This window comes from Halomonas sp. KG2 (assembly GCA_030440445.1).
Classification (GTDB): domain Bacteria; phylum Pseudomonadota; class Gammaproteobacteria; order Pseudomonadales; family Halomonadaceae; genus Vreelandella.
The window spans coordinates 2,695,582-2,722,044 of the sequence record CP098528.1; the positions used below are offsets into that span (position 1 = coordinate 2,695,582).

A 26,463-nucleotide genomic window follows, 5' to 3' on the forward strand; every position below is an offset into this window, starting at 1 on the left:
GTGAAATGAGGGCCACAAAAAAACCGGGCGACGCCCGGTTAATTAAGTCTATCACGTTTGTGCGCCAGATGAACCCCGCTAGGATTGCATAACCTTGCGGGGCTAGGCACACATATGACTACTCTCCGTTACTAGGAACCGCACTACGCAAATAGCGGAAGAAATCACTATTCGGTTCCAGTACCAGCAGGTTGTCATCACCCGCGAAGCTTTCACGATAAGCGTTTAAGCTGCGCCAGAAAGCGAAGAATTCCTGATCCTGGCCATAAGCCTGGGAAAAAATTGCTGCTGCTTCTGCATCGCCTTCACCACGCAGCGTTTCAGAACGCTCATTGGCCTGGGCGAGCAGTACCTGACGCCGACGATCAGCGTTAGCGCGAATACGCTCAGCCTCTTCCTGACCTTGTGCACGCCATTCACGAGCTTCACGCTCACGCTCAGAGCGCATCCGCTCGAATACCGCTGCCGATACATCTTCTGGCAAGTCGATACGCTTGATACGAATGTCACGTATCGCCACACCAAGCTCATCACGCATCAGCTCATCTAGCTCAGCGGTAGGCCCTGTCATCAGATCATCGCGACGTTCGGCGATAATTTCCTGAAGATTCAAGCGACCAAACTCGTTACGTAAGCTTTCGTCTACACGCGGCTGAATCAGGCGAATCGCCATCATTTCATCGCCTGCAGTCGCCTCGTAGTAACGCGTGGGATTTATCACCTGCCACTTGACGTAAGAGTCGACAATAACCGCTTTCTGCTCAAGGGTCAGATAACGACTGGTATCAGTATCAAGAGTCAGCAGACGCGTATCGAACTTACGAATCGTTTGCGCGATCGGTATTTTGACATGCAGTCCTGGCTGAATATTCTCTTCGATGACTTCACCAAAACGCAGCTTAACGGCACGCTCGGTTTCATCCACTACATACAAGCTATTACTAGCTAGCCAAGCCACAGCGGCCAAGCCACCTACGATTAGCAGGGATCGATTATTAATCATTTAGCGGCCCTCCCTGCGAATGGGGTTACTTGATGACGAGGATGACGAGCTACTCTGGCTTCCCCGCAACGAATCAAGCACCCGCGGATCAATCGATTCACTACTACCATCACCACTGTTACTGGAAGAAGCATTACTGCTAGCAGCGCTACCGCCACGCATTTGATCTAATGGCAAATACATCAAAGGCGCATTTTCACTGACATCCAGCAGTACTTTGGGAGTATTACCAAAGACGTCTTCAATCGCATCCAGGTACATACGCTCACGCATGATGTCAGGCGCGTTGCGATACTCGGTCAACAATGCGTTAAAGCGGTTAGCCTGACCTTGCGCTTCGGCCACGACCGACTCTCTATAACCTTGGCCCTGCTCAACGACACGCTGCGCTTGGCCTTGAGCCGCCGGGATAATGGCATTGGCGTAGGCCATCCCTTCGTTGATCGTACGCTGACGATCTTCACGTGCACGAATAACGTCATCGAAAGCATCGATAACGGGTGCAGGCGCGGAGGTTGACTCAATGTTAATTGTCTGGAGACGAATACCAGCGCCGTAAGCATCCAAATAAGATTGGAGGCGGCTGGCCACAGAGCTACCTAAGATTTCACGACCAGAGGTTAGAATGTCGATCATGTCGGTACCGCCGACAACGTGACGTAACGCAGAATCCAAGGCATTCTCGATAGAAAGTGCCGGATCGCGTACGTTCAACACGAAGTCACGTGGATTGGCCACTTGATACTGAGCAGAGATTTCCACTTCAACGATGTTTTCGTCTCGAGTCAACATAGACTGCGTCTGGGAAACTGACCGAACACGGGTAACGTTCACCATACGAACATCGTCAATTAGCGGCGGGTTCCACTGCAGACCTGGGTCTACGATGCCCTGATACTCACCAAAACGTAGCACGACGCCACGCTCAGACTGGTCGACCAGATAAAAACCGGATGCGGCCCAGATAGCTAAAGCGACAACGACCAGCAAACCAGGTAGCGCTAGAGAGTTACGCGGCTTACCACCACCGCTTTTACCACTCCCGTTACCACCATTACGTTTTTTGCCACCGCCACCCAGCATTCCGTTTAATTTATCTTGGAATTTCTTGAGTGCTTCATCGAGGTCGGGCGGACCCTGATTATTGCCACCATTATCACCTCCACCATTACTTCCACCACGATCACCGCCGTTATTACCACGTCGGCCACCACTGCTCCAGGGGTCGTGCTGGTTGCCACCACCAGGCTCATTCCAGGCCATACATCTTCTCCACTCAGGTGTTCACCTGCACTTAGCCTCACAGTTAGCAAGGCATGGTGCTTTTAATATTATTACTATATAAATTTTGTACCATACTTCTACCCGAGTTCACATAGGCTTCACATACCCAGGCTCACTTATATTTAAGCTCGTATATGCAATGCCGCCTACTTGACTACCATTCGTCAATTTCGCGTAAAGCGACGGGTAAATAGGTATTGGCACGCTCACCAAGTTGAGCCATGAGCTGATTGAAATCACGTCTAGGCAAGCGCACGTCTAAAACAGACTGTCCTTGCTCATCAAAATATTCTTCTCGAACTGCGTTCAACTCATGTAGGCCTGCACGCAGCTTACCCTGCTCCGGAGACAGTGTAAGCGAAAAGCCAATAACATCATTTGCCAAACGCTCGGTTAGCGCCTCATGCAGCAAATCAAGGCCTTGCCCTTGCTGAGCTGAGAGCCACACAACCTCGGGAACGCCGTGGCCATCGCGCTCAATTCGCGGTGCACTATCAAGACGATCAATTTTATTCATGACCTTAAGCACTGGCACACTATCAGCGCCTATCTCTTTTAGCACACGATCGACTTGCTCAACGTTGGCATCACGATCAGGATCAGCCGCATCTATTACATGCACTAACAGCGATGCTTCCGTCGCTTCTTGAAGCGTTGCTCGGAACGCTTCAACCAACTTGTGGGGCAGATGGCGAATAAAACCTACTGTATCGGCCATCACCACAGGGCCAACGTCGGCAATTTCGAGACGACGAAGTGTCGGGTCAAGCGTGGCAAATAGCTGGTCAGCTGCGTATACCTCAGCATTGGTAAGCGCATTAAACAGCGTCGATTTACCGGCATTGGTATAGCCAACTAATGAAACGCTGTGAATCTCAGCACGTGAACGTGCACGGCGATTCTGGTCGCGCTGACTGCGTACTTTATCAAGCCGTTTATGAATCGACTTAATGCGCCCGCGCAGCAAACGACGGTCGGTTTCTAACTGCGTTTCGCCAGGGCCGCGCAAACCGATACCGCCCTTCTGACGCTCTAAGTGGGTCCAGCCGCGCACTAGGCGAGTGGACATATATTCAAGCTGGGCAAGCTCTACCTGCAGCTTACCTTCATGGGTTCGTGCCCGCTGCGCAAAAATATCGAGTATTAAACCAGTACGATCAAGCACTCGACACTTGAGCTCATGCTCAAGGTTGCGCTCTTGGGAGGGACTTAGGCTATGGTTGAAGATCACCAATTCTGCTTGGTGAGCTGCGAGCAGTGCTCGCAGCTCCTCCAACTTGCCTGACCCGATAAACGTTCGGGAGTCAGGGCGCTGTCGGCTAGCGGTGAGTAATGTCGCGGGCTCTGCGCCAGCAGAGCGCACGAGCTCTAAGAACTCACCCGGGTCTTCACGTGCTTGTTCATCATGAAAATCAACGTGAACAAGTACTGCCGTTTCACCGGCATCTGGGCGCTCAAAAAACAATCAATACCTCGTGGACTCTCTTGCTATCCAACGGTGTTAGATGTCCGCGTCGGGAGCGGCTGGATCTTGTGCCGGCAAACGCACGTTGCGCGACGGCACTACCGTGGAAATAGCGTGTTTATAAACCATCTGACTGACGGTATTGCGCAATAAAATGACAAACTGGTCAAATGATTCAATCTGGCCCTGCAATTTAATGCCGTTCACCAGGAAAATAGAGACCGGAATGCGCTCCTTGCGCAAAATGTTCAGGTACGGGTCTTGAAGGGACTGCCCTTTGGACATGTTGCTCTCCCTAAAACTGTCGTTGGGGTTGGTTATAAATGGCGCGCCCTACTGGTGCTGCGCCGCAATCTTGTTGCCCGAAAGGCCTGGTGTTGTCAAAAGAGCCAGCCGGCCACTCGAAAACACTTGCTTACGAAATCACTATCTTACGCTAAGCACCGCTTTCACGCACGAATTTCAGCACCTTATCCAATACGTCAGGCTGCTGTGAGTCTACCCACGTAAGCGACGGCCAACTTCTTAACCACGTAAGCTGCCGCTTAGCGAGCTGGCGAGTTGCTATCACGCCACGTTCAATTAACTCGTTTTCGTCGTACTTACCGTCTAAGTGCTCCCATACTTGACGATAGCCAACACTCTTCATTGCTGGCAAGCCAAGATGGATATCAGTACGTTGTTTGAGGGCGGCTACTTCATCTATCAAGCCCTCAGCCAACATTGTTTTAAAACGCACCGCAATGCGGTTGTGTAGCAATTGGCGATCACTAGGGGCTAACGCTATCGACATCACCCGCCAGGGAAAGGTTTCTGGCTGCTGTTCCGCCCATAGCTCACTCATAGGACGCCCACTTACATAATATACTTCAAGCGCGCGCATTAAGCGCTGTGGATCATTGGGATGTATGCGCTGCGCTGAATCGGCATCCACTTCAGCCAGCATACGATGAAGTGCTGCCAACCCTTCATGCTGCCGAATAGCTTCCAACCGTTGACGTATGGCGGTGTCTGCGGCGGGCAAGTTAGCAACGCCTTCCACCAGACGCTTAAAGTAGAGCATCGTCCCACCAACCAATAATGGCACGCTGCCTGCCGCGCTGATTTGCCGCATCTCCTGCAGCGCATCTTCACGAAAATCAGCGGCCGAATACGGCTCAGACGGATCACGAATATCAATCAAACGATGCGGCGCACGCGCCAACTCGGCAGCACTCGGTTTGGCACTACCAATATCCATCCCGCGATATACCATCGCTGAATCGACGCTGATCAGCTCATGCCCCAAACGCTCATGCAGGGCCATCGCCGTGTCGGTTTTACCAGCGGCCGTGGGCCCCATCAGAAAAATCGCCCAGGGGCGTGTGTCAACCATCTGCTCTTAGCACTCCCTTCGTTGTCTTAACTAACCACGCAGCTATTGTCCACGTAAGAACAGGCGGTCGAGTGCTTTCATACTCATTTGCGTCCACGTTGGACGGCCATGATTGCACTGATCACTTCGCTCAGTGCGCTCCATATCCCGCAGCAAGGCGTTCATTTCATCAATGGTTAAGCGTCTATTTGCCCGGACACTACCATGGCATGCCATGGTCGACAGCAACTCATGAATGCGTGCTTCAACCTGATGGGTGCGGCCAAACCGCGACAGTTCTTCGAGCATTTGACGTATCAGGGCTTCTGGGTCCGCCTGAGCCAACAGGGCTGGCAATTGCCGGACTAACAAGGTTTCCGGCCCCGCCACATCCAGCTCAACGCCTAACTGGGCAATGGCATCGCGCTCACTTTCAGCGGTTGCCACTTCGGCGCGACTGGCGGCCAAGGAAACTGGCACCAGCAATGGCTGCGTATCAATCCCATTGGCTGCGGCCAGTTGGCTTTTCATGCGCTCATAAACAATTCGCTCGTGAGCGGCGTGCATGTCTACGAGCACCAACCCTTGAGCGTTTTGCGCCAAAATATAAACACCGTGCAACTGCCCAAGCGCAAACCCCAACGGCGGCGCCGAGGTCGCATCGTGCTCAGGCATCGCCTGCGGAGCCTCACGCACTTCTGTCGCTTTTGATGTATTAATGCTTGGCGCACTCGGCTGCGGCGTTAATAGCGACGCTTCATGATCCGGATGCAGCGCCTGGTAGCCCTGCATAAAACGACGCACTCGCTCTGCCCCAGGATGGCGCTCAGGCGAGTCTGATAGCGCCATGCCTTGCTGCTGCCAACGGGGAGCGGGCGTTTGAACGTCGGCCTCATTGGTGTTGCCCGTGACACCCGCCTCTGCTACTTCACCTTCATGCCCATAGGGCGTGCTCTGCTCTTCTTCAGCAGGCTTAGAAGCAGCAAGGCAGTGGTGCAGGCTAGAGTAAAGGAAGTCGTGCACCATCCGCCCATCGCGAAACCGCACTTCATGCTTCGTTGGATGTACGTTGACGTCGACGACATCAGGATCAAGCTCCAGATAAAGCACAAATACTGGATGACGACCGTTATACAACACGTCGCGATAAGCCTGACGAACAGCATGGGCAACCAACCGGTCACGAACGACGCGACCATTGACAAAAAAGTACTGCTGATCCGCCTGAGAACGAGAGTGCGTGGGCAAGCCAACCCAGCCACTGATACGTAACCCACCCGCTTCACGCTCAATGTAGCGAGCATGCTCAATAAAGTTTTTACCCAATAGAGAAGCAATACGCCGCTCGCGTGCGGCTGGCGTCACTCCTGGTGGCAATTGATGCACCACTTTCTGGTTATGACGCAGTACCCAAGCTACGTCGTAGCGGGATAACGCCTGGCGACGAAAAGCTTCTTCAACATGGGCAAATTCTGTTTTTTCGGTGCGTAAAAATTTGCGCCGCGCGGGGGTATTAAAAAATAGATCCCGTACCGCGACACTGGTACCACGGGGGTGTGGCGCAGGCGTTACCCGCGCCTCCATACCACGCCCCTCAGCGACGACTCGCCACCCTTGGCGGGGGTCCTCTTCAGCATTAGAGATCAGCTCCAGTCGTGAGACAGAACTGATCGAGGCCAACGCTTCGCCACGAAAGCCCAGCGAGCTCACGCCCTCTAGATCTTCCAGGCTATTGATTTTGCTGGTCGCATGGCGAGCAAGCGCCAGGGGCAAATCCTGTTCACCAATACCAATACCATCGTCGCGCACTTTAATAAGCCGAGCGCCGCCTTGCTCTATCTCCACTTCAACTCGCTGGCTGCCAGCATCAATGGCGTTCTCAATCAGTTCCTTTGTCACTGACGAAGGGCGTTCGACAACTTCCCCCGCGGCAATTTGGTTTGCCAGACGAGGATCAAGTACATGAATGCGCGTAGGCGAAGAGCTCAATTCAGACAACCGTCACCTCAGAAACTTATGATCATGAACGTGGAATACGTAGCACTTGGCCAACACGGATAACGTCACCGTTAATATCGTTGACCTGCTTCAACTGATTCACTGGCACACCATGGCGTACGGCAATCGCTGACAATGTATCTCCCGATTGGATACGGTACTCGTTACCGCTAGGACGACGCTGATTGTCACGCTGCCACGCCAATAGACTTGCTGGCGGCGGATTACGCTCGAAGTGGTCACGTAAACCATTGAAAATAGCCGTTGACAGCCCACGCTGATGGACCGGATCCCTCAGGCGACGCTCTTCATCAGGGTTAGAAATAAAGCCGACTTCGATAAGTAGCGACGGAATATCGGGCGATTTCAGCACCATGAAACCGGCTTGTTCAACACGAGACTTATGGAGACGGTTGATACGGCCTAATTGGTCGAGCACTTGGCCACCAATCGACAGCGAATCGTTTAACGTTGCCGTCATCGTGAGATCTAGCAACACACCTCGCAGCACTTGGTCTTTGTCACGCAAAGAAAGGCTGCCGTCAACACCACCAATCAAGTCGGAGCGGTTTTCGCTATCCGCCAGCCATTGGGCAGTTTCAGACGTTGCACCTCGCTGGGAAAGTGCATAAACAGAACTCCCCTGGGGCCGCGGACTGGAAAACGCATCGGCATGTATCGATACAAAAAAGTCGGCTTTCTGATCCCGAGCAAGCTGGGTACGCTGACGAAGACCCAAGTAGTAATCACCATCGCGAATAAGTACCGCCTTAAAGCCGCGCGTACCGTTTACCTCTGCAGCAAGGCGTCGTGCAATTTCCAGTACTACATCTTTCTCACGTGTTCCAGAAGGACCTATCGCGCCAGGATCTTCGCCGCCATGCCCAGCATCAACAGCAATAATAATATCCCGCTGCGGATGCGGTTGAGCTGGCTGAACCGTAGTAGTCGTTGGCGGCACTATCTCTTCAGCGACCACTTGCCCTGGTGACTGCTCCTGTGCCTGAGCCTGAGTATTAGCTCTTTGGGCAAGGATTTCTTGATCGCGAATCATCGCCTCTATCGGATCAATGGGGTTTTCGACCGCACTCTCGCCAGGATACTCAAGATCGACCACCAAACGATGCCCATACTGGTCGTTGGGTGGCAATGAAAAGTGACGTGGGGATATGTCACGGTTAAGCTCCAGAACAACGCGAAGTCCGCCACCATCCCGAACCCCCGTTCGTACTTCATCAATGGCGCTCCCATCCAATGGCAGCGTAGATACATCGGTGTCTAGGTAGCTTTCATCAAGATCAATGACTAACCGTGACGGGTTCTCAAGGGAAAATACATTAGCGTTTGCGGCTGCCGTCAAATCAAACACCAAACGCGCATGATCAGGAGCCGCCCACAAACGCATGCTCTCTACCGTTGCCGCTTGTAGCGATGACACGCCTGCCACCATAAGAACACAGCCAAACGACATATTGCGTGCCAGATAGTTTAGTGCGCTGTTTATAGCCATTGAATCACACCACTTTCAAGCTTTTCACTGCCATGCTTGCTAACCATCTCGCTGATCACCCGTTCACCCAAGTCAGTTTCTGCGGTTAGCGTAACCAAGCGACCAGGATCAGCCACCTCCAGCGCCACTCGCAAATCAGGCGCGGGGAGCCAACCCTTACCTCGGCTCGGCCACTCAATTAAACAGAGAGCGTCATCGGCAAGTACATCTCGCCCACCGATAAACTCAAGCTCTTCTGGGTCTGCTAAACGATACAAATCTAAATGATAAATGCGCTGCGCCCCCAGCTCGTAGGGCTCCACCAGAGTATAAGTAGGACTTTTAACCGCCCCCTGGTAGCCATAAGCGCGCAATATACCACGCGTCAATGTTGTTTTTCCTGCGCCTAAGTCGCCCTCTAAATAAACGCGCCCGTGACCTTGCAGCGCCTGCCCTAGTGCCTCACCAAAGGCAACGTGAGACACTTCATTATTCAATTGCACTTGCATGTAGGCCGCCTTCACGGGTTAATTAACACTCGTGCATAGGATGCCAGATCACTTGCCAGCAAGCCACGCTCACCCGTTGCTTTAGCCGCTTCATCGCCCGCCAGTGCATGCACCATCACCCCAAGCCATGCTCCGCGCTCCATATTGTCGTTCTGAGCAACCAGTGTACCTAGCATCCCACTCAGCACATCCCCCATGCCGCCGCTAGCCATACCCGGATTGCCATAAGGGCATATTACTAACCCACTGGGGCCAGCCACTAAGCTACCCGCCCCCTTTAAAATCACGACGCCGCCCCGTGCTCGCTGCAAGGCTCGGGCAGCCGCTGGGCGATCTGCTTGAATATCTGCGACGGAACAGCCTAGCAACCGAGCCGCCTCACCCGGGTGCGGTGTTAATACCCAATTATCACGGCGCTCATCAGGCCAGCGACTGGCCAACAGGTTGAGTGCGTCCGCATCAACAATTAACGGCACGTCTACTTGCAAGGCACTCTGCAATATCGCTTGCCCCCAGGCTTCTTGCCCCAGCCCCGGCCCAACAACGATTACATCTGCCTGGCAAGGCAGCTGGCTCGCATCGGCGCCACCGCGAACACCATGGGCCATTACCTCAGGGCAGCGCATCAAACTAGCAGTCACATGCTCAGGTGCCGTTGCCAAGCTGACCTTACCGGCGCCTAAACGCGCGGCCGCTTGAGAAGCGAGCAACGCCGCACCACCAAACCCTGGCGCACCTCCCATTACCACGACATGCCCCAGATCACCTTTATGGCTGATACGGGAGCGCGGCGTGAATACCTCACCCAAAAGTTCATCGTCCAAACGCCATGCGCTGGGCGGTATATCAAAAAACGCTTGCGCCTTGACGCCTAATGGACGGAAGTCAATTTCGCCGGTATAAGCAGGTGCATCGCCAGTATGCAGGCCAATCTTGTCGCCTATAAACGTCACCGTGCAGGTTGCATTGACGGCCAGCCCCATGACGGCACCCGTGTCTGCCGAGATACCAGAGGGAATATCCAACGCCAATACCGGCTGATGCGACGTATTGATCTCTTCAATCACCGGCCTTATGTCTCCGGCAACATCACCCGACAGCCCGGTACCGAGCAGTGCATCAACAATCACCTCCCCCGCCAAGGTGGTACTTGACTGCCACTGGTCCAAACCAACACCCGCCGCCGATGCCAGCTCGGCAGCGCGAGCAACATCCCCCGTCAACGCCTCTAAAGGCCTAAGTGATATGCGCTGCACTTTAAGCCCGGACTGCATGGCCAACGCCGCAAGTACATGGCCATCACCACCGTTATTACCGCTACCACAAAGCACTGTCACGCTTCGTGCATGCGGCCAGCGGGAGCGGAAACTGTGCCATGCGCTGGAGGCTGCTCGCTGCATCAAGGCAAAACTTTCAATGCCGCCGGCAATCGTACGCCGATCAAGCTCACGCACCTGAGCCGCTGTATAAAGGGGGCGTAGCGAGGAAGTACTTAACGTGGGCACGATCTCTCCTTAATCTGGTGACAGTTGGGCACTAGTAGGTTGATAACCACTTATGCGTTAGCATAGCGCGCTTAACGCGCTACCGTTGATTTACCATGCAAAACTCCACCACCTTTTCACTATCTGATGATGACTTAACGCGTCTTGCGACCCTAATCAAAACATGGGGTCGAGAGTTAGGTTTTCAGCAAGTAGGTATTACAGACACTCAGCTAGCAGCTCATGAAAAACACCTAGCTACTTGGCTTGAAAAAGGGCACCACGGTGACATGAGCTTTATGGCGAAACATGGTACCAAGCGCACCCGCCCGGAGGAGCTTGAACCCGGCACCCAGCGAGTTATCAGCGTGCGCATGGACTACTTACCCGCTGAAGTAGAAAGCACAAAAGTGCTGGGCCAACCTAGCCGTGCCTATGTCTCACGCTACGCACTGGGGCGCGACTATCATAAATTAATGCGCAAACGTTTGGCGCAACTCGCTAAAAAAATCGAGCAACAAGTCGGCGCGTTTGGTTATCGCGCCTTTGTAGACTCAGCGCCCGTTATGGAGCGCGCCTTAGCGCAAAAAGCAGGCCTTGGCTGGTTTGGTAAAAATGCCATGCTACTCAACCCCAAGGCGGGCTCACTTTTTTTCCTCGGCGAGCTGTATACCGACTTGCCGCTGCCTATCGATGCACCGTTTACTCATGAGCACTGTGGCAGCTGTAGCGCCTGTCGCACCGCCTGCCCAACCGGTGCCATTGTCGATGACAAGGTCGTCGACTCGCGCAAATGCATTTCTTATCTCACTATTGAACTGCATGGCGCGATACCCACTGAGTTTCGCCGCGCCATGGGTAACCGTATTTACGGTTGCGACGACTGCCAGTTGGTGTGTCCTTTCACTCGCTTCACCCGCGTTACCCAGGAAGATGACTTTGCGCCGCGCCATGACCTTGACCGCGCCGACCTCGTTAACCTATTTGCCTGGGGCGAAGACGAATTTTTGGATAAAACAGCGGGCAGTCCCATACGGCGTATTGGCTACGAACGCTGGCTGCGCAATCTCGCCATCGGCCTGGGCAATGCCCCCTGGAGTCGCGCGGTAGAGGCCGCCTTGTGGGCAAGAAGAGCCTATCCCAGCAGTTTAGTGCGTGAGCACGTGGCTTGGGCGCTTGAGGAGCAGCGCCTCAAGCGCGGTGCGAAAATTGCCACTGACGGCGCTTAGCCACTTTTCTAAACGACCTTACTCCTCTTCGTCTGTTACCGTTTCGAGGCGTAAGAACGTACTGCGATAGTGAGCCAACTCGGCAATCGACTCCTTGATGTCATCCATCGCCAGATGGACATTCTGCTTTTTAAATCCTACTAAGGCACCTGGATTCCAGCGTTTTGCCAACTCCTTAACGGTCGATACGTCCAAATTACGGTAATGGAAAAACGCCCAAAGATCCGGCATTTCACGCTCAAGGAAACGCCGGTCCTGGTGAATGCTATTGCCACACATAGGCGATGAGCCAGCGACCACATAGTGGCGAAGAAAATCGAGCGTTTGCTGCTCGGCCTCAGCGGTAGTCACAGTGCTCGCTTTGACGCGCGCAACCAGCCCGCTCTCCCCGTGGGTCTTCTGATTCCAGTCATCCATTTGTGCCAGTTGGCTATCAGGCTGCTTCACCGCAATCACCGGCCCTTCCGCCACGACGTTTAAATCGGCATCGGTAATCAATGTGGCCACTTCAATGATGCGCTCTTTGTTTGGATCCAGACCGGTCATTTCCAAGTCTATCCACACTAGCAAATCATCTCGCGGGGTGGCGTTGTCAGCAGTTTGCTCGCTCATTACATTCATTCCTTGACCAGTACCGCCACTTAATACGGCGATTAGAGTTAAAGTGTGGCTTATATTGCCTTAACCAGCACCCAATACAGGACAGTAGACTGCCCAGGTGAGTACAATGCCACTATTGTACCGAGCATCAGGTGGTCATGAGCAAACGTAAATTAAGTCGCCAGCAACAGTGGCGAGTCGATAAAGTCCAAGCGGAACGTGCCCAACGTGCTGAAAAGCGTGATGTGAAAGACGCTGAAAAACTTGCCGCTGGCGAATATGGTGCCGAACAGCCAGGCCGAGTTATGGCTCACTTCGGGCGAACACTAGAAGTGCGCGATGCTGACGGTACGCCCGTGCGTTGCCACCTTCGTGCCAACCTTGATGGTTTGGTCACCGGCGACCGGGTGATTTGGCGAGCAGGCCAGGATGGCTCTGGCGTCGTCGTGGCCCGCGAGGAGCGCGACAGCGTACTAAAGCGCCCAGACCCGCGGGGCCAGCTTAAGCCTGTGGCGGCCAACATTGATCAATTGCTGATCGTCTTTGCGGTAGAACCCGCTCCTCACCCCAATCTGATTGACCGTTACCTGGTTGCTGCCGAAGCAACAGGTATTGCCCCCGTGCTGGTGCTCAACAAAACCGACTTACTACCAGAAGACGGTGGTAAATTGGGAGAATTGCTTGAGCGCTACCACTCTCTGGGCTACACCGTGGTGCGCACTACCACTGCTAATGAAGCAGGCTTAGATGATCTACGCCAGCAGCTTGAAGGGCGAACATCTGTGTTTGTCGGCCAGAGTGGCGTGGGCAAATCATCGCTGATTGATCTTCTGCTCCCCGATGAAACTTTGCGCATTGGCGCTCTGTCAGAAGATTCGCGTAAAGGCACCCACACCACCACCACCGCTCGGCTTTATGCGATGAGTAGTGACGAAGTGACTGACGGCGAGCTCATTGATTCACCGGGTATTCGCGAGTTCGGCTTGATCCATCTTGATGAACAGGAAGTTACCGATGGATTTATTGAGTTTCATCCGTTCATTGGCCATTGCCGCTTCCGAGATTGCCGCCACCGCAACGAGCCAGGCTGCGCTTTACTAGAAGCCGTCGAGGCAGGCAAGATTCATCCAGAACGCTTTGCCAGCTATCGGCGCATTCTCGATAGCTTAAACGCATAATTTTTATTAGCTAGATGCCTGATATATCAATTGCTAAGCATAGGGAGCTGTCAATGAGCACCGCTAGCCATTCATCGGAAACCAACCTACTGCCGCTGATTGTTGAGCCCGAGCAGCTTCAAGAACACCTGGATAATCCACAGCTGCTGATTATCGATGTGCCAGTGAATGGCGATAGCTATCGCCAAGGCCATGTACCGGGTGCTATTTATCTTGATTTTCGCTACCTAATGCGTGGCGAAGGGCCGGTACCCAACGATGTGCCGAGCACTGAATTTCTCTCACGACTGTTCAGCGCACTTGGCCTAACCCGGGATACTCACGTCGTCGCTTATGATGATGAGGGCGGCGGCTGGGCGGCACGACTGCTATGGACACTGGAGCTAATCGGCCACACCCGCTACTCCTATTTGAATGGCGGCATCCATGCCTGGAGAGATTCCGGCTTGGCAGAAAGCACTGAATCCACCGCACCAACACCAAGCGAGTACCGAGCGGAGATCTTAAACCCGCACGCCTTAATCACCTGCGACGAAATCAAACAAAAGCTCGCAGATAAACAGTTCGCCGTTTGGGATGCTCGCTCTAAAGGCGAGTTTGATGGTGAAAAAGGCAACAATAAGTACCTTGGTCATATTCCGGGAGCGGTCAACATGGACTGGCTCAACGCCATGGATCGCAATCGCGCACTTCGCATCCGCGATTACGCTGAGCTAATGACCGAACTAGGTGCACTCGGCCTAACGCCCGATATGGAAATTGCTACTCACTGCCAAAGCCATCACCGCAGCAGCTTCACGTGGTTAGTCGGGAAAGCGCTGGGTTTTAATATACGTGGTTATGCGGGCTCTTGGGGCGAATGGGGCAACCGCGACGACACACCGATTGAGAAGTGAAGATACGACTGTGACTGTTTCCCAAAAAGCGTTTTCCCTAATTCAGTACCCGCTCCCCCACCATGCGCTTTCGCGTTTAACAGGCAAGCTCGCCCAGTGCGATACTCCCGAGGTGAAGAACAGGTTAATTAAGGCGTTTATCAAACGTTTTGATGTGGACATGAGCCAAGCGCTGGAGCCAGACCCCACCGCTTATGCAACGTTTAATGACTTTTTCACCCGCGCTTTGAAAGCCGATGCCCGCCCCTTGGGAGCAGGTCTGCTAAGCCCTGCTGATGGCACCCTGTCACAGTTCGGGCGTTTACAGGCAGGTCAGTTAGTACAGGCGAAAGGCCACACGTTTTCTGCCCAAACCCTGCTAGGGGGCGACAGCGCGCTAGCCGAAGAGTTTATGGGCGGCAGTTTTGCGACTGTTTACCTCTCTCCTCGAGATTACCACCGGGTACATATGCCGGTTACAGGCACCCTGCGCGAGATGATTTATGTGCCAGGGCGGCTCTTCTCGGTCAACCAAGCAACCGCTAACTACGTGCCAGGGCTGTTTGCGCGTAACGAGCGACTGGTGTGTATTTTCGATACCGAGCACGGCCCAATGGCCATGGTATTGGTAGGTGCAATGATCGTCGCGGCTATCGAGACTGTCTGGGCAGGCCAAGTGACGCCGCTTTCAGGCCACCCTCAGCGCATGCGTTTCGGGCAACCAATCACGCTTGAAAAAGGCGCTGAAATGGGCCGCTTCAAACTGGGCTCAACGGTGGTGATGTGCTTTGCCAAGCCGGTGACTTTTGAAGACAACCCGCTAGGCGCCAAGGTACAAATGGGCCAAACACTGGGCGAGCCTTAAAACGCGAGACATTAGTGCTAACAGTTAGCTGTTGAAAATGTAAGCACGTCTTCCAGGCGTGCTTTACCCAGCGCCAGCTGAATAAGCCGATCCATGCCCAATGCCACCCCCGCGCTTGCAGGCATTCCATGATCTAGCGCTGCGAGCAACTGCTCATCAATATCCACTTCAGATAAACCTAAACGGCGGCGCTCGGCATTATCCTCACTGAAACGCAGCCGCTGCTCCTCAGCATCAACCAGCTCATCATAGCCATTTGCCAGCTCGACACCGTTGATATAAAGCTCAAAGCGAGAGGCTACCCACTCACCATCTGCGTCTTGATGGCGGCGCGCCAAGGCCGCTTGGCTGGCGGGATAATCCAACACAACACTCAGTTCGTTTTGGCCAAGCGTTGGTTCAATTACCATGCTCATTAACAGGTCGAGACAAGTATCGCGACTCTCTTCTGTTAGCGCATTTGCCGACATCTGGCCACGCTCTGCAGCCAAAGTACGCAATGTCTCAATAGACGTCGTGAAGGGGTCTACCGCTAAGTAGGTATGAAACAGCTCACGGTAACGATAGTGCACCACAGGGCCTGCAAAACTCGGCAGCACGTTAGCAACCAGCGTGGTCGTCTCATCAATCAGCTGTGCCAGGGTAAACCCTGGGCGGTACCACTCAAGCATAGTGAATTCAATATTATGGCGGCTGCCAATTTCACCATCACGAAAACTTTTAGCTAGTTGAAATATCGACCCACTACCTGCGGCCAGCAGGCGCTTCATATGAAACTCGGGCGACGTTTGTAGCCATAGCCTACGCTGGCCTTTATCAGTACGCGCCATGCTAGACAGCGAGACTAAGTGCACATCGGTACTGCCACCCTGCCCCAACACCGGCGTTTCCACCTCCAGCACATCCCGCTCAGCAAAAAATGCACGTACCCCAGCGAGTAAGCGCGCACGCTCGCGCAACGTTTCGATACTTGCCGTTGGCTGCCAGCTAGCCGTCATTTACGTCCCCTCCAATGCTATAAAGCCACGCATGGTCATCACGTGGCTTTATCAAGTAGATGCTTTCGCGGCTAACTAACTACCGGTCACTCGGCAGCGCTTATGCTCGAGAAACACTTATGCACGAGAAACATAGTCACCAGAGCGCGTATCAATCTTCAGCACTTCACCCTGGTTGATAAACAACGGTACGCGCACAACCGCACCGGATGACAGCGTGGCAGGCTTAGAACCACCCTGGGCAGTGTCACCTTTCAAACCTGGGTCCGTCTCAACCACTTCCAGTTCAATGAAGTTGGGTGGTGTAACGGAAATCGCTTTATCGTTCCAAAGCGTAATAATATAAGGCACCTGCTCCTTGAGCCATTTTTCAGTATCGCCCAACGCTTTCTTTTCAACGGCGTACTGCTCGAAGGAACCATCCGTCTTCATGAAGTGCCACATATCGCCGTCGGTGTAGAGATATTCCATCTCCAGATCCATGACATCGGCACCTTCCAGTGAGTCACCGGATTTGAAAGTACGCTCGCCAACACGGCCAGTCATCAGGTTGCGCAGCTTAACGCGGTTAAATGCCTGCCCCTTGCCTGGCTTGACCAGTTCGTTCTCGACGATAGAACAAGGATCGCCGTCGAGCATTACTTTCAAACCGCCTTTGAATTCATTGGTAGAATAGTTCGCCATGATGCCTCTCAGTGTTTTATTTCAGTAACGTAGTGCGCGAAGCCATGCTTCGCCGTTGATAATATCGTTGTAAGCGTCGTCTAATAAGTGCGCGCATGATAACCCGAAGGAGGGCTTTTTTGCAGGAGAACATTATTATCGCTGATAAGCGCCCGTCTACCCAGATTTACGCGTCATGGCAGCGGCAGCTTTCCCAAGCGATTCGCGACCCAGCCACACTGTGCGAGCGTTTAAACTTGGACGACAGCTGGCTACCTGGTGCTGCTACTGGGCACCAGCTGTTTGAGATCTGTGTTCCCGACGCCTATCTTACGCGCATTGCCCCCAACGATCCCAATGACCCTCTGCTCCGCCAAGTACTGCCGGTAAGCGATGAAGCCGCAACACCGCAAGGTTACGTCACCGATCCGCTCGAAGAAGCAGAGCATCAGCCGGTTAAGGGGCTTATTCATAAGTACGCTAACCGCGTGCTGTTAATTGCCAGCCCTAACTGTGCAATTAACTGCCGCTACTGCTTCCGGCGCCATTTCCCCTACAGTGACAACTCCCCTTCCAGAGCACAGTGGCAGGAAGCGTTAGATTACCTGCGCATCGATACCAGCCTGAACGAAGCGATTCTTTCTGGCGGTGACCCGTTGGCCGCCAACGATCGCCAACTGGCGTGGCTGGTGGAGCAGCTTGAAAATATTCCGCATCTCAAGCGGCTGCGCATCCATACACGTCTACCCGTAGTGATCCCCGACCGGATTGATGATGCTCTGGTTGGCTGGCTAGCGGCGACGCGTTTGCAAAAAGTCATGGTACTGCATATTAACCACGCCAATGAGATTGACCAAGCGGTCATTGATGCCTGCACACGCTTAAAGCAAGCAGGTGTGACGCTGCTCAACCAAAGCGTGTTACTACGCGGAATAAACGATAGCGTCAGCGCCTTGGCGACGCTGTCCGAACGCCTGTTTGAAGCAGGCGTGTTGCCTTACTATTTGCATGTGGTCGACCCCGTGCAAGGTGCCGCCCATTTTGACGTACCCGATGAGGAAGCCAAAGCACTGGTTAAGCAGCTACTTGAACACTTGCCAGGTTTTTTAATGCCACGCTTAGTGCGCGAAGTGCCTGGCAACGCCAGCAAAACACCACTTTAACTGTCATAACCACGTTAGCTAACGATAAGGAGGCCAACACCTCCTTATCGGTCTGCTAGCGATCACGCCCAATCGGATATTTACCCTAGCGTTTCTGCAGTAACATTGGCAGCCGGCGCTTGGGTGGAGTGATGACGGTTAATGGCACTAAGCACACCTTTCATCGATGCACTGGTGATGCTTTCGTCGGTGCCCACACCAAACACGGCTTTGCCATCAATGCGCACCTCAACATAGGCGATTGCTTCAGCATCGGCCCCTTGTCCGCGGGAGTGCTCATGGTAATCAATTATTTCCACCTCCTGACCGCTAGCCACCAGCGCTTTGACAAACGCGGCCAAGGGGCCGTTGCCCTCACCGGTTACCGTTTGGCGCTCACCTCCGCTTTCCAGTATCGCTTCAAGCGCAACTTTCGGACTTTCTGGTTCAGAGGAAAGGCGATGGCTTATCAGCGCCAGCGGCGAATGCTGCTCCAGGTACTCATCAGCAAACGCTTGGTAAATCATTTGTGAGGTAATTTCGCGCCCAGTGCGGTCAGCGACTTCTTGCACGACTTGGCTAAACTCAATCGACAGTCTGCGCGGCAGTTCAATGCCGTGCTCCTGTTCCAGCAGATAGGAAATACCGCCTTTTCCAGACTGACTGTTAACACGAATTACTGCTTCATAGCTACGCCCCACATCCAGCGGGTCAATAGGTAAATAGGGTACATCCCAAGGCGCCTCAGGATGAGCACGACGATCTGCCATGCCTTTTTTAATCGCATCCTGATGCGAGCCTGAAAACGCCGTAAATACTAAATCGCCAACATAGGGATGGCGCGGGTGGACGGGTAACTGATTGCAGTACTCGACCTCGCGCATAATGGGCGTAATGTTGGAGAAATCCAGGTTCGGGTGAACGCCCTGAGTATAAAGGTTCATCGCAAGCGTCACGATATCCACGTTACCAGTACGCTCACCGTTGCCAAACAGCGTACCTTCCACCCGATCAGCACCGGCCATTAGCGTCAATTCTGCTGCCGCTACGCCAGTACCGCGGTCATTATGCGGGTGCACACTGACAATCAGCGTATCGCGCTTTTTAACATGACGACAGAACCACTCAATTTGATCAGCATAGTTATTGGGTGTTGCGACTTCTACGGTGGCCGGTAAGTTAACGATCATCCGATTATCAATGCTAGGCCCGAAGGTATCCATTACCGCTTCGACAATTTCCACCGCAAAGTCCATCTCCGTGGTGGTGAATAGCTCAGGCGAGTACTGGAAGGTCCAGTGAGTGTCTGGATTAACGGCCATTAAATCGCGAATTTGCGCCGTTGCATCAACGGCGATCTGCACGCACTCTGCTTTATCTACATTAAACACTACCCGCCGAAACATCGGGTCGGTGGCATTATAGACGTGAACAATGGCGTTTTTAGCGCCTTTAAGGGCTTCGAACGTGCGTTCAATTAAATGCGGGCGCGCCTGGGTCAGCACTTGAATCGTCACATCATCAGGAATTTTATCCTGCTCAATCAACGAACGAACAAAGTCGAAGTCAGTTTGTGATGCCGACGGAAAGCCCACCTCAATCTCTTTAAAACCAACGCTCAGCAGTAGATCGAACAAACGCTGCTTGCGCTCTTGATCCATGGGGTCGATTAACGACTGGTTGCCATCACGCAAATCTACACTGCACCAAATCGGGGGCATGTCGATGCGCTGGCTAGGCCAGCGGCGGTCAGGCAGTTCAACGGCCACGAAGGGGCGATATTTTTTAGAGGGATCGGACAACATCATGGCGTCGCTCCTGTCGTTAATCTATTTTTGGCAGCCCTGTTTTCGGCAACCCAGTTTTAGGTTAGTCGGCCTGGTCACTTGAAGTTGATGCAGTGCCTTTATGGGCCATGGCGGCCTCCATACGATCAAGCTGGGCTTTTAACGTATGCACGTCGCTACGCAACGCTTGAAGCTGAGCAGAATCTCCTTCACCGCTATCCAACTCCATCTGCGCACTCTCCTTCTGCATAACATCGAGCACGATACCAATCATCATATTGAGGAAAATAAACGCGGTAAGGAATATAAACGTCAAATAATAGAGCCAACTCCAAGCATAGACCTCTTGGGTGGCATACATAACGTCAGTCCAATCTTCAAACGTAGCGATGCGAAACAGCGTGAGCATCGCTACGGAAATGTTACCCCACAAAAAGTCGTCAACGTTATGGAATAAAAAGCTACCAAGAGCAGCATAGATATAAAAAATGATAAACATCAGCAGTACGACATACCCCATCCGGGGGACCGATTTCACCAACGCTCCCAACAACATTTGCAGCTCAGGAATCATCGATACCAAGCGCAAAACACGGAAAATTCGCAGCAACCGTGCCAGCAGTACCATCTCCGAGTCGTCCATGGGGATCAGGCTAGCGGTCACTATCAGAAAATCGAAAACATTCCAACCTTTCTTAAAAAAGCTGACTAAGTTGCGCTCGGCTGCCATTCTGATCAAAATCTCAATCAGAAAGAACACGGTTACGGCAATATCAAGATAAAGCAGCCACTGCTCTATTCGGGAGGTTTCCTCATAGGTTTTCGCGCCTATTACCAAGGCAGAAATCACAATGATGGAAATCACGGCGCCTTCAAACAGCTTGTTTGAGCGCAGCTTTTCGAAGCGGGCTTGCCAGGTATTGAATGGTTCACTCATTGAACAGGGAGTCTCTAAACGGTTAACGGCATCACTTTATACTAAAATCACGTACTTACTATACAAGTGATATCCTGTTGTTTCACTTGATGTATCTCCGCCACCCAGGTAGCTATTGGCACCTTGGTGTTTCACGATTTTTTTGCGCTGGATAAGCCCATGACACTGCTGTGGATAGCCTTACTGCCCCTGTTAGGCGTGCTGGTGCCGGCATTCAATGCCAAGCGCGGCCGCACCCTGTGCTCGCTGGCGACAAGCATACTGCCCGCTGTTGCCCTGCTGCTGACACTGTTGCAGATCCCCGCCCTGTTAAAAGGTGAAGCGCTGCGTTTTAACGCGGCATGGATGCCTGAGCTAGGCCTTGAGCTGGCATTTCGTTTAGATGGCCTGTCGTTGCTGTTTAATCTTTTGATTATTGGCATCGGCCTGCTGATTTTATTGTATGCACATTTTTACCTAGACAAAGATGAGCCATTCGGACGTTTTTACGCCTTTCTGATGCTGTTTATGGCATCAATGGTGGGCATTTCGATGTCAGACAATCTCATCTTACTCTGGTTATTCTGGGAACTAACCAGTCTTTCGTCATTTTTGCTGATTGGTTTTTGGTCGTACCGTAGCGATGCCCGTAAAGGTGCCCGCATGGCGCTTACCGTTACCGGTGCTGGCGGTTTGGCCCTGCTAGCGGGTCTCCTACTGCTGGGTGACATGGCCGGCAGCTATCGAATGGACGATGTACTTAGCAGCGGCGCTGCCATCGTCGCCGATCCTCGCTATCCGCTGATGCTTGGACTAGTTCTACTCGGTGCATTTACCAAATCGGCTCAGTTTCCCTTCCAGTTTTGGCTACCTCATGCCATGGCGGCCCCAACGCCAGTCTCAGCGTATCTGCACTCTGCCACCATGGTGAAAGCGGGTATTTTTCTGATGGCACGTTTACATCCGGCGATTGCTGGCAGCGAGCTTTGGAGCGTAGTGGTGCCGCTCATAGGTACTATCACGCTGCTCTACGGCGCTTGGTTTGCCCTGTTTAAGACCGACCTAAAAGGAATTTTGGCGTTTTCAACCGTCAGCCACCTAGGCTTGATCACCGTATTATTGGGTATTGGTAGCCCAATGGCAGTGTTAGCAGCTCTGTTTCATATTTTGAATCATGCGGCCTTCAAAGCGGCCCTATTTATGAGCGCAGGAATTATCGACCATGAAACGGGCACCCGAGAGCTCAAGCAATTAGGCGGCCTGAAAAAGGCGATGCCTGTTACAGCGCTGTTGACCACATTGGCCGCCGCAGCCATGGCAGGTGTGCCGTTACTTAACGGATTCCTCTCCAAAGAGATGTTCTTTACCGAAACACTAGCCACCCCGGTACTAGGCGGACTTAGTTGGTTACTACCGGCATTGGCAGCGTTAGGTGGCATGCTTTCAGTGGCTTATTCATTGCGTTTGGTACATGCGGTATTTTATAAACCAGCCAAAGAAGCAACACCTAAAGCGCCTCACGAACCACCTCATTTAATGCGCCTGCCCGTGGAAATCCTAGTGGCCCTATGTGTCTTGGTCGGACTCTTTCCAGCCTTTTTTGCCACCGGCATTTTACAACTGGCGACCCAAGCCGTATTGGGCGAGCCGCTTGATTTCCATTTAGCTATTTGGCACGGCATCAACTTACCATTGATGATGAGTGGGCTGGCCTTTGTTGTGGGTATCACGCTCTACTGGCGCCATAAGAATCTACGCCGCTTTGTGCAATCATTCCCCAGTATTGATGCGCGCCGCATCTTTGAGCGCTTTATCGTCACTCTGGGTTATCGCGCCGAACAGCTTATTACCAAGCTTGAAGGAAACTCGCTTCAGCGCTATATGGGTTGGCTGCTTTTCGCGGCGTTACTGATGGGTGTGATTGGCCTGGCCAGCATTGACGGCCTAACCGGTTCAAAAGGTAATCAGCCAATTGATGGCATTGTTTTACTAGGTGCCGGCATGCTGATATTCGGGGGAGTAGCAACTGCCGCTGCCCACCGCTACCGGCTAATCTCTTTGCTGATGCTTTCGGTCGTAGGCTTATTCGTTGCCCTCACCTTTGCACGCTTTTCTGCCCCAGACCTGGCACTGACACAGCTATCGGTAGAGGTTGTTACCATGATACTGCTGATGTTAGCGCTATTTTTCTTACCCCAAAAAACGCCGCGTGAATCGAGCCCCAAGCGCAACGTACGGGATATGTTACTGGCAGGCGCATTAGGCTTAGTGGTGGCTAGCCTTAACTATGCGGTGATGACACGTGAGACGCTGTCGATATCTGAGTTCTTCGTTGAAAACAGTAAACCTGGCGGCGGCGGGTACAACGTCGTCAACGTGATATTGGTCGACTTCCGTGGCTTCGATACGCTTGGCGAGATTACGGTGCTGGCCATTGCTGGCTTAGCCATCTTTAAACTATTGAACCGGCTACGGTTGTTTATCCCGCATAGCGATGGCGAAGGTCGTGTTTGGTCGCCTGATCGCTATCCCGCCATTTTAACGTCGATTTCTATGACGTTACTGCCCCTGGCGCTGCTGGTTTCTGCGTTTATCTTCTTACGCGGCCATAACCAGCCTGGCGGCGGGTTTATCGCCGGCTTGATTACGGCTGTCGCACTTATCTTGCTGTATATGGCACGCGGCGTGGAGTGGGCACAAGAGCGTCTAAACTTCCCCTTCCAGCCGGTGGCCGTGGTAGGCGTTGCCATTGCAACACTCACAGGGCTGGGTAGCTGGCTTTTGGGCTATCCGTTCCTGACGTCATCTTTCGGCTACTTTACGCTGCCACTGATTGGCACCTTTGAACTGGCTACCGCTCTGCTCTTTGATCTTGGCGTTTATCTAGCGGTTGTCGGTGCAACGCTGATGATTCTGGCCAACCTGGGTAAAGTAACCACGCCACACCGACCCGTCACCGAACCCAAAGCAAGCGATGATTCGAGTACGCCCACTAACAAGGAGTCCCACTAATGGAAATGCTCTATGCCATTACAACGGGCATATTAACTGCGTGCGGACTCTATCTAACACTGCGCGGGCGTACGTTCCCCGTTGTGGTTGGTCTGACGCTGCTCTCCTACGCGGTCAACCTATTTTTGTTTTCCATGGGCGGCTTAACCACGGATGGCGCTGCTCTGGTAAATGAAGGCACGAACATTGCTGACCCGCTGCCCCAGGCACTGGTATTAACAGCGATCGTGATTGGTTTTGCGATGACCGCCTTTGTGGTCATCCTGGCCATGCGTGCACGCAGCGAAGTAGGTAACGACCATGTCGACGGCAAAAAGGAAGACCACGAATGATTCAGCATCTAATTGTTTTACCCGTGGTGCTACCGTTAGTCGCGGGTATTTTGTTGCTTTATCAACGCCAGGGCTTAGTGCGCTATAAGCGCACCGTCAGCGTTGTCGCTTCGATACTCCTGCTGTTCGTCTCAATAGCGCTGGTCAACCAGGCGGCGAGTGGTGACATTACTTACTACGCGCTGGGCGACTGGCAGCCCCCGTTTGGGGTGGTGCTGGTGCTGGATCGCTTGTCGGCATTGATGGTGTTAGTCACCGCAATTTTAGCGGTCGGTGCGGTCATTTTTGCCTGCGGCGGTGATGATGAAAAAGGCAGTAACTTCCATGGCCTATTTCAATGGCAATTGCTAGGCATTAACGGGGCCTTTTTAACCGGCGACCTGTTTAACCTCTTCGTATTTTTCGAAGTGCTACTCCTGGCCTCTTACGCATTACTGCTGCACGGTGGTGGTAAAGCACGTATCCAAGCCAGTGTTCACTATGTCGTGCTTAACTTAGCCGGCTCCTCACTGTTTTTGATCGCCGTGGGCATTTTATATGGTGCAACGGGCACGCTAAACATGGCCGATATGGCGCATAAGCTGGCCAGCCTGCCCGCCGAACGCGAAGGCTTAGTCACCGCTGGGGCATTAATGCTGCTGGTGGTTTTCGGTTTAAAAGCGGCTATTTTGCCACTCTACTTTTGGCTCCCCCGCGCTTATGCAGCAGCTCCCGCACCCGTGGCAGCGTTATTCGCCATTATGACAAAGGTGGGGATTTACGCGATTTTGCGCGTTTATTCACTGATATTCAGCGATCAGGCAGGCGGTTTAGTCGCACTGGAACAGCCATGGATATGGTGGTTAGCGCTAGCAACGCTAGCCGCCGCGGGTGTTGGCGTTATCGCCGCACGTGATTTACGCCTGCTGGTAGCGTATCTGGTGCTTATTTCGGTAGGCACGCTACTGGCTGGCATTGGCATGCGCTCTCCGGCCGCGACATCAGCACTCCTCTATTACCTCATTCACACCACGCTGATTACCGGCGGACTTTTCCTGCTAGCGGAGATGATTGGCCTACAGCGGGGCAAACCCGGCACGCGCATCGTAAAAGGCCGACCATTGGTGCAAGGAAATGCACTAGCGCTTACCTTTTTTATCGGTGCCATTGCCGTGGCCGGGTTACCGCCACTATCCGGTGCGTTAGGGAAGGCACTCATGCTTAACGCCGCCGAAGGTGGTGAGCGCCTATGGCTTTGGCCGCTATTACTATTAACGAGCCTTGCGTCGTTAATTGCGCTATCTCGCGCAGGCTCTACGCTGTTTTGGCGCAGCCACCGTGGCAGCCCAAGCGGCAGCAACCTCTCTCGCTACCAATGGATTGGCATGCTGTGGCTGCTTAGCGCGGCACCACTAATGGTCGCCTTTGCAGGGCCCGTGAGTAGCTATACCCAAGCCACGGGAGAGCAGTTGGCCAACCCGCAGCTGTTGATTAATTCGCTTCTGCCTGATGCTGGAGACGCCCAATGATTGCCCCCCGCGCTTGGCTCCCTACGCCGGTACTGTCACTGCTGCTTCTGTTGGTATGGCTACTGCTTGTGCGTAGCTTTGCATTCGGTCAGATCGTGCTAGGCGGCGCGCTGGCCATCCTTATTCCGTTATTGACCCATCGCTTTTGGGACGCACGCCCCCGCATTGGTAAACCGCTTAAACTGTTGCGTTTTGTGTTTCGCGTACTAGGCGATATCGTCATCGCCAACTTCGAAGTTGCGTACTTAATTGCTAACCCCTGGCGTAAAGTCAAACCCCACTTTATTGAATACCCGCTGATGCTTGAGGAACGTTTCACTATTACGCTTCTCGCAAGCACCATCAGCCTAACCCCAGGAACAGTTTCAGCGAACTTAAGGATGGACGGAAAATCGTTGCTCATTCATGCACTTGATGTAGACGACGAGGACGCCCTAATTGCCCAAATTCGCGAGCGCTATGAGCGCCCCCTTAAGGAGATTTACGAATGCTAAGCGCCGCACTCGTGATCACTTTAGCGCTAGTGGTAATGGCGCTACTGATGAATCTTTATCGCCTAACCATTGGCCCCGACCTGCCAGATCGCGTGCTGGCGCTCGACACTATGTATGTCAATTCAATTGCGCTGATCGTACTGCTGGGGCTGTGGCTCAACAGCAAGACCTACTTTGAGTCTGCGCTGTTAATTGCCATGCTCGGTTTTATCAGCACGGTGGCCGTATGTAAGTACATTTTACGCGGGGATATTATCGAATGAACCGTGTCACGTCTC

General features: G+C 53.1%; 24 protein-coding genes. 10 read left to right on the top strand and 14 right to left on the bottom strand.

Going from position 1 to position 26,463, the window contains the following annotated elements:
• Nucleotides 1-118: 118 nt before the first annotated feature.
• The 9 genes from hflC to NDQ72_12715 all read right to left on the bottom strand — a co-directional run bounded on the left by hflC (nt 119) and on the right by NDQ72_12715 (nt 10,607).
• Nucleotides 119-1,003: a protease modulator HflC gene (hflC, locus tag NDQ72_12675; protein ID WKD26922.1), complete on the bottom strand. Its 885-nt coding sequence runs from the start codon at nt 1,001-1,003 to the stop codon at nt 119-121.
• The gene (gene hflK, locus NDQ72_12680; GenBank protein ID WKD26923.1) at nt 1,004-2,266 is read right to left on the bottom strand and encodes an FtsH protease activity modulator HflK; all 1,263 of its coding nucleotides are present in this window, start codon (nt 2,264-2,266) and stop codon (nt 1,004-1,006) included.
• A 175-nt stretch (nt 2,267-2,441) separates the two neighbouring features.
• Nucleotides 2,442-3,752, bottom strand: coding sequence for a GTPase HflX (hflX, locus tag NDQ72_12685; GenBank protein WKD26924.1), 1,311 nt, complete (start codon nt 3,750-3,752; stop codon nt 2,442-2,444).
• 36 nt (nt 3,753-3,788) lie between these two features.
• Entirely contained in the window at nt 3,789-4,037 is a 249-nt protein-coding gene (gene hfq / locus NDQ72_12690) for an RNA chaperone Hfq (protein WKD26925.1), read from the bottom strand.
• A 151-nt stretch (nt 4,038-4,188) separates the two neighbouring features.
• Nucleotides 4,189-5,127: a tRNA (adenosine(37)-N6)-dimethylallyltransferase MiaA gene (gene miaA, locus NDQ72_12695; GenBank protein WKD26926.1), complete on the bottom strand. Its 939-nt coding sequence runs from the start codon at nt 5,125-5,127 to the stop codon at nt 4,189-4,191.
• 42 nt (nt 5,128-5,169) lie between these two features.
• A complete protein-coding gene (gene mutL, locus NDQ72_12700) occupies nt 5,170-7,095 on the bottom strand; it encodes a DNA mismatch repair endonuclease MutL (GenBank protein ID WKD30393.1) in 1,926 nt (641 codons plus the stop codon).
• Nucleotides 7,096-7,126: 31 nt separating this feature from the next.
• A complete protein-coding gene (locus NDQ72_12705; GenBank protein ID WKD30394.1) occupies nt 7,127-8,575 on the bottom strand; it encodes an N-acetylmuramoyl-L-alanine amidase in 1,449 nt (482 codons plus the stop codon).
• A gap of 29 nt (nt 8,576-8,604) precedes the next feature.
• Complete coding sequence (gene tsaE, locus NDQ72_12710; protein WKD26927.1) at nt 8,605-9,102, bottom strand: tRNA (adenosine(37)-N6)-threonylcarbamoyltransferase complex ATPase subunit type 1 TsaE; 498 nt, start codon at nt 9,100-9,102, stop codon at nt 8,605-8,607.
• Between the two features lie 11 nt (nt 9,103-9,113).
• Nucleotides 9,114-10,607 (bottom strand): NAD(P)H-hydrate dehydratase, encoded by a 1,494-nt coding sequence (locus NDQ72_12715; GenBank protein ID WKD26928.1) that lies wholly within the window; start codon nt 10,605-10,607, stop codon nt 9,114-9,116.
• A gap of 95 nt (nt 10,608-10,702) precedes the next feature.
• Here NDQ72_12715 and queG point away from each other — a divergent pair, with 95 nt between their 5' ends.
• The gene (gene queG / locus NDQ72_12720; GenBank protein WKD26929.1) at nt 10,703-11,815 is read left to right on the top strand and encodes a tRNA epoxyqueuosine(34) reductase QueG; all 1,113 of its coding nucleotides are present in this window, start codon (nt 10,703-10,705) and stop codon (nt 11,813-11,815) included.
• Nucleotides 11,816-11,833: 18 nt separating this feature from the next.
• Here the strand turns inward: queG and orn are convergent, their stop codons facing one another.
• Complete coding sequence (gene orn, locus NDQ72_12725; protein ID WKD26930.1) at nt 11,834-12,427, bottom strand: oligoribonuclease; 594 nt, start codon at nt 12,425-12,427, stop codon at nt 11,834-11,836.
• Nucleotides 12,428-12,573: 146 nt separating this feature from the next.
• On the opposite strand from orn, the gene rsgA reads away from it, so the two are divergent.
• The 3 genes from rsgA to asd are packed head-to-tail and all read left to right on the top strand — an operon-like array spanning nt 12,574 to nt 15,333.
• Nucleotides 12,574-13,593 carry a small ribosomal subunit biogenesis GTPase RsgA gene (gene rsgA / locus NDQ72_12730; GenBank protein ID WKD26931.1) on the top strand — a complete coding sequence of 340 codons (1,020 nt, stop codon included), beginning with the start codon at nt 12,574-12,576 and terminating at the stop codon, nt 13,591-13,593.
• A 53-nt stretch (nt 13,594-13,646) separates the two neighbouring features.
• The gene (locus tag NDQ72_12735; GenBank protein ID WKD26932.1) at nt 13,647-14,489 is read left to right on the top strand and encodes a sulfurtransferase; all 843 of its coding nucleotides are present in this window, start codon (nt 13,647-13,649) and stop codon (nt 14,487-14,489) included.
• A 10-nt stretch (nt 14,490-14,499) separates the two neighbouring features.
• Nucleotides 14,500-15,333 carry an archaetidylserine decarboxylase gene (gene asd, locus NDQ72_12740; protein WKD26933.1) on the top strand — a complete coding sequence of 278 codons (834 nt, stop codon included), beginning with the start codon at nt 14,500-14,502 and terminating at the stop codon, nt 15,331-15,333.
• A 17-nt stretch (nt 15,334-15,350) separates the two neighbouring features.
• Here the strand turns inward: asd and epmA are convergent, their stop codons facing one another.
• Both epmA and efp read right to left on the bottom strand, forming a co-directional pair.
• Nucleotides 15,351-16,331 (bottom strand): EF-P lysine aminoacylase EpmA, encoded by a 981-nt coding sequence (gene epmA, locus NDQ72_12745; protein ID WKD26934.1) that lies wholly within the window; start codon nt 16,329-16,331, stop codon nt 15,351-15,353.
• Nucleotides 16,332-16,448: 117 nt separating this feature from the next.
• Nucleotides 16,449-17,015, bottom strand: coding sequence for an elongation factor P (gene efp, locus NDQ72_12750; GenBank protein ID WKD26935.1), 567 nt, complete (start codon nt 17,013-17,015; stop codon nt 16,449-16,451).
• Between the two features lie 119 nt (nt 17,016-17,134).
• On the opposite strand from efp, the gene epmB reads away from it, so the two are divergent.
• Nucleotides 17,135-18,157 (top strand): EF-P beta-lysylation protein EpmB, encoded by a 1,023-nt coding sequence (gene epmB, locus NDQ72_12755; protein WKD26936.1) that lies wholly within the window; start codon nt 17,135-17,137, stop codon nt 18,155-18,157.
• Between the two features lie 80 nt (nt 18,158-18,237).
• Here epmB and leuA read toward each other — a convergent pair whose 3' ends face one another.
• Nucleotides 18,238-19,944 carry a 2-isopropylmalate synthase gene (gene leuA, locus NDQ72_12760; GenBank protein WKD26937.1) on the bottom strand — a complete coding sequence of 569 codons (1,707 nt, stop codon included), beginning with the start codon at nt 19,942-19,944 and terminating at the stop codon, nt 18,238-18,240.
• Between the two features lie 61 nt (nt 19,945-20,005).
• Nucleotides 20,006-20,860 (bottom strand): ion transporter, encoded by an 855-nt coding sequence (locus tag NDQ72_12765; GenBank protein WKD26938.1) that lies wholly within the window; start codon nt 20,858-20,860, stop codon nt 20,006-20,008.
• 159 nt (nt 20,861-21,019) lie between these two features.
• Between NDQ72_12765 and NDQ72_12770 the strand changes: the two genes are divergently transcribed.
• Genes NDQ72_12770 through NDQ72_12790 form a run of 5 tightly spaced genes read left to right on the top strand, consistent with a single transcriptional unit; the run spans nt 21,020 to nt 26,448 of the window.
• Nucleotides 21,020-23,851, top strand: coding sequence for a monovalent cation/H+ antiporter subunit A (locus tag NDQ72_12770; protein WKD26939.1), 2,832 nt, complete (start codon nt 21,020-21,022; stop codon nt 23,849-23,851).
• Nucleotides 23,851-24,183 (top strand): Na+/H+ antiporter subunit C, encoded by a 333-nt coding sequence (locus NDQ72_12775; GenBank protein ID WKD26940.1) that lies wholly within the window; start codon nt 23,851-23,853, stop codon nt 24,181-24,183. Before NDQ72_12770 ends, NDQ72_12775 begins: the two co-directional genes overlap by 1 nt.
• On the top strand, nt 24,180-25,691 hold the full coding sequence (locus NDQ72_12780; protein WKD26941.1) for a monovalent cation/H+ antiporter subunit D: 1,512 nt from the start codon (nt 24,180-24,182) through the stop codon (nt 25,689-25,691). The genes NDQ72_12775 and NDQ72_12780 overlap by 4 nt, the downstream gene beginning before the upstream one ends.
• Complete coding sequence (locus tag NDQ72_12785; GenBank protein ID WKD26942.1) at nt 25,688-26,185, top strand: Na+/H+ antiporter subunit E; 498 nt, start codon at nt 25,688-25,690, stop codon at nt 26,183-26,185. The genes NDQ72_12780 and NDQ72_12785 overlap by 4 nt, the downstream gene beginning before the upstream one ends.
• Complete coding sequence (locus tag NDQ72_12790; GenBank protein ID WKD26943.1) at nt 26,179-26,448, top strand: K+/H+ antiporter subunit F; 270 nt, start codon at nt 26,179-26,181, stop codon at nt 26,446-26,448. Before NDQ72_12785 ends, NDQ72_12790 begins: the two co-directional genes overlap by 7 nt.
• Nucleotides 26,449-26,463 lie beyond the last annotated feature (15 nt).